This is a genomic window from Streptomyces pseudogriseolus (assembly GCA_002154585.1).
Taxonomy (GTDB): Bacteria; Actinomycetota; Actinomycetes; order Streptomycetales; family Streptomycetaceae; genus Streptomyces; species Streptomyces pseudogriseolus.
In genome coordinates, this window is record MUNG01000517.1 from 1 (window position 1) to 6,952 (window position 6,952).

Annotated in this window: 6 protein-coding genes; 4 read left to right on the top strand and 2 right to left on the bottom strand. The window is 72.9% G+C overall.

The window, feature by feature from the left end; all coding sequences use genetic code 11:
- On the bottom strand, positions 1-1,666 hold a 1,666-nt coding region (locus tag CCN29_RS32040), incomplete at its 3' end, for a transglycosylase domain-containing protein (protein WP_107481757.1).
- Positions 1,667-1,930: 264 nt separating this feature from the next.
- On the opposite strand from CCN29_RS32040, the gene CCN29_RS32045 reads away from it, so the two are divergent.
- The 4 genes from CCN29_RS32045 to CCN29_RS32060 are packed head-to-tail and all read left to right on the top strand — an operon-like array spanning position 1,931 to position 5,528.
- A complete protein-coding gene (locus CCN29_RS32045) occupies positions 1,931-2,731 on the top strand; it encodes an ABC transporter permease (protein WP_189406359.1) in 801 nt (266 codons plus the stop codon).
- Positions 2,732-2,741: 10 nt separating this feature from the next.
- Positions 2,742-3,563, top strand: a complete 822-nt coding sequence (locus CCN29_RS32050; RefSeq protein ID WP_031019439.1) for an ABC transporter permease — start codon at positions 2,742-2,744, stop codon at positions 3,561-3,563.
- A gap of 8 nt (positions 3,564-3,571) precedes the next feature.
- Complete coding sequence (locus CCN29_RS32055; protein WP_031063545.1) at positions 3,572-4,627, top strand: ABC transporter ATP-binding protein; 1,056 nt, start codon at positions 3,572-3,574, stop codon at positions 4,625-4,627.
- 34 nt (positions 4,628-4,661) lie between these two features.
- Entirely contained in the window at positions 4,662-5,528 is an 867-nt protein-coding gene (locus CCN29_RS32060; RefSeq protein ID WP_031063543.1) for a DUF1707 SHOCT-like domain-containing protein, read from the top strand.
- Between the two features lie 34 nt (positions 5,529-5,562).
- Here CCN29_RS32060 and CCN29_RS32065 read toward each other — a convergent pair whose 3' ends face one another.
- A complete protein-coding gene (locus CCN29_RS32065) occupies positions 5,563-6,861 on the bottom strand; it encodes a GDSL-type esterase/lipase family protein (protein ID WP_086686043.1) in 1,299 nt (432 codons plus the stop codon).
- Positions 6,862-6,952 lie beyond the last annotated feature (91 nt).

Below are 6,952 nucleotides of genomic sequence, written 5' to 3' on the forward strand. Positions count from 1 at the left end.
CGTCGAGGTCGGGGGTGTCGGGGGAGAGGCCGAGGCCGACGGCGGTCTCGCGGACCTTGTCGGGGCCGACGTCGACGGCCATCTGGGCGTAGACGGCGTTGACGGACTTGTCGGTGGCCTCGCTGACGGTGATGTCGCCGTAGTCCTCGTGGTCCTCGTTCTCGGGGGCGTAGCGGGGGCCGGCCCAGCCCTGGACGGGGCGTTCGCTGTCGCCGTTGTAGCGGGTGTTGGGGGTGATGCGGCGGCCGTCCTGGGTGCGGGAGCCGTTCTCGACGGCGGCGGCGAAGACGAACGGCTTGAAGGAGGAGCCGACCTGGAAGTCCCGGCGGGTGGCGTTGGGGGTGTACTGCTTGACGTAGTCGATGCCGTTGTACATCGCCACGACCTTGCCGGTCTTGGGTTCGATGGAGACGCCGCCGGCGCGGACGTAGGTGTCGACCTTGCGGTTCTCCTTGTCGAGGCGGTCCATGAGGTTGTCGTTGACGGACTCGACGAAGGCGTCCTGCTTGTCCTTCTCCAGGGTGGTGGTGATGCGGTAGCCGCCGGCGTCGAGGGCGGCCTCGTCGACGATCTTGTTGGCGGTCAGGTGCTGTTTGACGATGTTGACGATGTAGCCGCGCTGCCCGGACATGCCGGTGGAGTGGGTGGTCCGCTTGGGCACGGGGAAGGTGAGGCGGGCGCGTTCGGCGGGGTCGAGCCAGCCTTCGTCGACCATGCCGTCGAGGACGTAGTTCCAGCGGTTCTCGACGAGGGCGCGGTTCTCGGGGTGGGCGACGACGTCGTACTGGCTGGGGGCGTTGACGAGGGCGGCGAGGTAGGCGGCGCGGCCGGCGTCGAGTTCGGAGGCGTCCATGTCGTAGTAGGCGTGGGCGGCGGCCTGGATGCCGTAGGCGCCGCGGCCGAAGAAGCTGGTGTTGAGGTAGCCCTCGAGGATCTCGTCCTTGGACTGGTTGCGGTCCAGCTTGATGGCGATGAAGAACTCCTTCACCTTGCGGGTGACGGTCTGCTCCTGGCGCAGGTAGTAGTTCTTCACGTACTGCTGGGTGATGGTGGAGCCGGACTGCTTGCCCTTGCCGGTGACGGTGTTCCAGGCGCCGCGGATCATGGCCTGGGGGTCGACGGCGGACTCGGTGTAGAAGTCGCGGTCCTCGGCGGCGAGGATCGCGTGCTGGGCGTCCTTCGAGATCTGGGAGAGCGTGACGTTCTCGCGATTGACCTCGCCGTCGCGGGCGATGACGGAGCCGTCGGCGTAGAGGTAGACGTTGGCCTGCTGGGTGGCGAGGGCGTTGGCGGCGGGGATCTGGACGAGGGCGTAGCCGAGGAGGAAGCCGCCGACGACGAGGAGCGCGGTGACGAGGAAGGCGCCGCAGACCATGCGCCAGGTGGGGACGAGGCGGCGCCAACCGGTGCGGCGGGCCCTGAGGGCGGCGCGGCGTTCTTCGCGGGCGGCCTTCTTGGCGGAGACGCCGGCAGTTTTGGAACCGCCGGCAGTCCCGGGACCGGTCCCGTCCTTCCCGCCGGATTCCGCGTCGGATTCATCCGATCGTGGGGGAGCGGCTTCGTCCGTCCGGGTGTCGTCCCTGGCGTCGTCGGGCGTGTCGGCCGCCTGAGGCTCGTGCGATGCCCAGCCCGGGCGGGGCTTCTTCGGCTGCGGCTCGTCGCTCATGTCGTGCACGGACTCCTGATTCGCCTTGGTTCGTTCCCGTACGCCTCATGCGTGGGCGTACGCGCCGTGTGTGCGCGTACGCCTGGTGCGTGCCTCTTATTGAAGACTGTCGCATCCGTCGCCGCCTTCGCCGGGCGGCGACGCGCGCCGCACCCCGTGCGGGGTGCGGCGGCCGGCGGGCGGCCCGGAAAACCCGTGGCGGCGCGTTCGTCGCGCGTACTAGGCTCCTGCGCTTCGGTGTCTGTCACGGAAGGGGAGGAAAGGGTGGGTTCGGCACGGTTGTACCTGGCCGTGGCGGCCCGGGGATTCCGGCGGTACGCGTCGTACCGGGCGGCGACCGCGGCCGGGGTGTTCACCAACACGGTGTTCGGGCTGATCCTCGTGTACACGTATCTGGCGCTGTGGGACGAGCGTCCGGACCTCGGCGGGTACGACCAGGCGCAGGCGGTGACGTACGTGTGGCTGGGCCAGTGCCTGTTCGCGGCGCTGGCGCTGCAGGGCGGCGGCGTCGAGTTCGAGCTGATGGAGCGCATCCGCACCGGCGAGATCGCGGTGGACCTGTACCGGCCGGCGGATCTCCAGCTGTGGTGGCTGGCGAGCGACCTGGGCCGGGCGGCGTTCCAGCTGCTGGGGCGCGGGGTGGTGCCCTTCCTGGTGGGCGGGGTGTTCTTCCCTACGGCGCTGCCCTCGCGGTTCGACGCCTGGGCGTGGTTCGCGGTGGCGCTGGCGCTGGCGGCCCTGGTGAGCTTCGGCATCCGCTATCTGGTGGCGCTGAGCGTGTTCTGGCTGCTGGACGGCACGGGCGTCAACCAGGCGATGATGATCTGCGGGGTGTTCTTCTCCGGCATGGTGCTGCCGCTGAACGCCTTCCCGGGCGGGTTCGGCGACGTGGCGCGGGCGCTGCCGTGGGCGGCGCAGCTCCAGGTCCCGGCGGACGTGCTGATGGGGGAGACGGGCGTGGCGGGGGCGTGCGCCTTCCAGGCGATGTGGGCGGTGGTGCTGCTCGCGGCGGGCCGGCTGGTGCAGTCGGCGGCCACGCGACGGGTGGTGGTGCAGGGTGGCTGAGCGTGCCGGAGTGGCTGAGCGTGCCGGAGTGCTGGAGGGCCTGCGGGCCTACCGGATGATCGCCGGGATGTGGGTGCGGGCCGGGATGACGTACCGGGTGTCGTTCGTGGTCACCCTGTTCGGCAACCTGGTGATGACCGGGATGGACTTCGCCGGGATCCTGCTGATGTTCTCGCAGGTCGACTCGCTGGCCGGCTGGTCGCTGCCGGAGGTGGCGTTCCTGTACGGGGCGTCGGTGACGTCGTTCGGGCTCGCGCATCTGGCGGCCGGGTCGATGCCGCATCTCGGCCGGCGGATCCGGGACGGCTCGTTCGACGTGCTGCTGGTGCGTCCCGTGCCGGTGCTCGCGCAGGTCGGCGGGGACCAGTTCTCGCTGCGCCGGCTGGGCCGGTTCGTGCAGGGCGGGGCGGTGCTGGGCTGGTCGCTGGTGGCGGCGGACATCGACTGGACGGTGGCGAAGGTTCTGCTGGTGCCGCTGATGGTGGTGTCCGGTGCGGCGATCTTCGTGGCGGTGTTCGTGGCGGGCGCCGCGTTCCAGATCTACGCGCAGGACGCGGCGGAGGTGCAGAACGCGTTCACGTACGGCGGGACGACGATGCTCCAGTATCCGCCGTCGGTGTTCGGGAAGGACCTGGTGCGCGGGGTGACGTTCGTGCTGCCGCTCGCCTTCGTGAACTGGGTGCCCGCCGCGCACGTGCTGGGGCGCCCGTACCCGCTGGCGCTGCCGGGGTGGACGGCGTTCGCGTCGCCGCTGGTGGCGGCGGGGTGCTGCGCGCTGGCGGGGCTGGCCTGGCGGACGGGCCTCAGGTCGTACAGGAGTGTGGGGAGTTGAGAGGACGGATGGACACGACAGCGGAACCGGAGGCCGGCGGAGAACCGGGGACGGGCGGAGAGCCGGGGACCGGCGGGGAGCCGGAGGCGTTCATCGCGCTGGACGGGGTCGAGAAGGTCTTCGACGTGCGCCGGCGCAAGGGGCTGCTGCGGCGGGAGCGGCACCAGGTGCGGGCCGTGGACTCGCTGTCCTTCACGGTGGCGCGCGGCGAGATGGTCGGCTACATCGGGCCGAACGGCGCGGGGAAGTCGACGACGATCAAGATGCTGACGGGCATCCTCACCCCGAGCGGCGGCCGGCTGCGGGTCGCCGGGATCGACCCGTCGCGGGAGCGGACCCGGCTCGCGCACCGCATCGGGGTGGTGTTCGGGCAGCGCACCACGCTGTGGTGGGACCTGCCGCTGATCGACTCGTACAAGCTGATGCACCGCATGTACCGCATCCCCGACGGCCGTTACCGGGAGAACCTCGGCCGGCTGGTCGAACTGCTCGACCTGGGCGACCTGCTGGAGGTGCCGGTGCGGCAGCTGTCGCTGGGGCAGCGGATGCGCGGGGACATCGCGGCGGCGCTGCTGCACGACCCGGAGGTGCTGTACCTGGACGAGCCGACGATCGGCCTGGACGTCGTCTCCAAGACCCGGGTGCGGGAGTTCCTGCGGCAGGTGAACGCCGAGCGTTCCACGACGGTGCTGCTGACCACGCACGACCTCCAGGACATCGAGCAGGTCTGCTCCCGCGTGATGGTCATCGACCACGGCCGGCTGGTGTACGACGGGGGGCTCGCGGGGCTGCACGAGGTGGGGGAGAGCGAGCGGACGCTGGTGGTGGACCTGGAGCGGGAGTGCCCGCCGGTCGAGGTGCCCGCGCCCGCCCGGGTGGTACGGGTGGACGGGCCCCGGCAGTGGGTGGCGTTCCCCGCGTCGGAGTCGGCGGCCGGGCTGGTCGCGCGGATCGCCGAGCGCTACCCGCTGGTCGACCTGTCGGTGCGGGAGCCCGACATCGAGGCGGTCATCGCGAAGATGTACGCGGAGCGGGCAGGGCGGACGCCCACGCAGTCCTCGTAGCCCTGTGACGGGGACAACTCGTAGGCTGCTGGGTATGACCGACGACGCACCCGCACCGGACCTTCGCGCCTCCGACGCCGACCGCGAGCAGGTCGCCGAAGTCCTCCGGGAGGCCCTCGCCGAGGGCCGCCTGGACATGGAGGAGTTCGAGGAGCGGCTGGACGCCGTGTACCGGGCGCGCACCTACGGGGAGCTGGCGCCCCTCACCCGCGACCTGCCCGCGTCGGGTGCGGCGGTCGCGCCCGCCGTGTCGCTGACGAAGGACCCGGTGGCGGGCGGCGGTTGGGCGGGCCGGATCGTCGGCGGCGACGACTCGGGGACGTCGACCTGGGCGGTCGCCGTGATGAGCGGCTTCCAGCGCAAGGGCCGGTGGACGGCGCCCCGGCGCTTCAACGCGTTCGCCTTCTGGGGCGGCGGCGAGATCGACCTGCGCGAGGCGAACTTCGCGGACCGCGAGGTCGTCGTCAACGCCGTCGCGATCATGGGCGGCATCGACGTGATCGTGCCGCCGGGCGTGGAGGTCGTGGTGCGCGGCATCGGCGTCATGGGCGGCTTCGACCACCGTGAGGAGGGCGTGCCGCCCGAGCCGGGCGCCCCGCGCGTGATCGTGACCGGGTTCGCCTTCTGGGGCGGGGTGGGCGTGCAGCGCAAGCTGCCCCGCGCGGAACGGCAGCGGCTGCGGGAGGAGCGCCGCCGGGAGAAGCAGGCGCTCAAGGAGGAGCGGCGGCGGGAGCACCTGGCGCGTGCGGAGGAGCAGCGGCGGGAGCACCTGGACGCCGCCGAGCGGCACCGGCGGGAGCTGGAGGCGTCCCGCCGTCCGCACGACCCGCTGAACCTGCACGACCCGCTGGACCTGCACGGTCCGCGCAAGCAGCACGAGCGGCGGGCCGAGGACGACTGAGGGGGCGCCCCACCGTCCGCCGGCCCGCTGATCGTCAGAGCCGGGCCGGCGCCCCGCCCTTGAGCGCGTCGAGCTCGAACGCCTCCGCCATGCGCGCGTAGCCCGCGTCGCTGGGGTGCAGCCCGTCCCCGGAGTCGTACCCGGCCCGGAAGCGGCGCGGGTCGTACGCGTCCCGCACGGCCTCGTCGAAGTCCACGACCTCGTCGAACACGCCCCCGTCGCGGATCTCCGCGTTGACCCGCTGCCGTACGTCCTCGCCGTACGCGGTGTACCCGTGGTGCCCCCGGTACGGCATCAGTGTCGCCCCGACGACCTTCAGCCCGCGCGTGTGCGCCCGCTCCGTGAGGGCCGTCAGCCCGCCGACGATCCGGTCCGGGTCGGCGGTGTCCGGCGCGCGGAGGATGTCGTTGACGCCCAGCACGACGACCACGACCCGGACGTCCGCCCGGCCCAGCACGTCCCGGCCGAACCGGCGCAGGGCGCTGGGGTTGCGGGGCGGGCGGCCGGGCCCGTCGGCGAGCACGCGGTTCCCGCTGAGCCCGGCGTTGACGACGCTGTAGTGGGGGAGGTCCCGGCCGGACGCGAGGGCGGTGCGCAGCCGGTCGGCCAGCACGTCGGGCCAGCGGGCGTCGGCGCCGACGGTGGCGGAGATGCCGTCGGTGAGGGAGTCGCCGAGGACGACGACCGTGCCCTCGGAGTCGTCGCTCAGCACGTCCAGCGCGGTCACGTACCGCCAGACCGTGCTCTGCCCGTCGTAGGGCGCCCCGGTGGTGTCGGCCGTGTGCTCGCCCTCGGCGACCCAGGAGATCTGCCGGGCGTGCTTGTGGTACGTGACCGGCCCGGACGGGACGGGGGAGTACGTGCTGATCAGCACGTGCGCGTCGCGCGGGATGCGGACCCGCACGGCGTCGCTGACCACCTGCCCGCCCACCGGGACGACGACCGAGGGGTTCCCGGCGAAGGTGAGGGGGCGCATGGTCTCCGCGAGCGCGGCGGCCGAGTCCGCGTCGGCGGAGACGGCGAGCGACGCGTGCGTGAGGGTGAGCGGGGCGCGGCCGTAGAGGTTGGACAGCGTGACGCGGGCGCGGGTGCCGCCGGCGGTGGTGTGCACGACGTTCCGCACGGTCCGGCCCGCGAGCCCGCCGGCCTCCGTGCCGGGTTCGCCGCCGCCCGGCGCGGTCGCCCAGGCGGTGACCCACGTCCCGGCGGAGGCGGGCGCGAAGGGATTCCCGGCCCCACCGCCGTCCCGGACGGGTGCGTCCCGCCCGTACAGCGTGTCGGCGGACACCCCGACGAAGATCACGGCGGACACGGCGAGCACGGCCGCGAGCATCGCGGCGAGCAGGACGGAGTACCGTCCGGGCCGGCCGGAGCTCCCCGCGCCGAGGGCACGCGGCTGCCCGGCGGGCGGCCGGCGCGGGGGC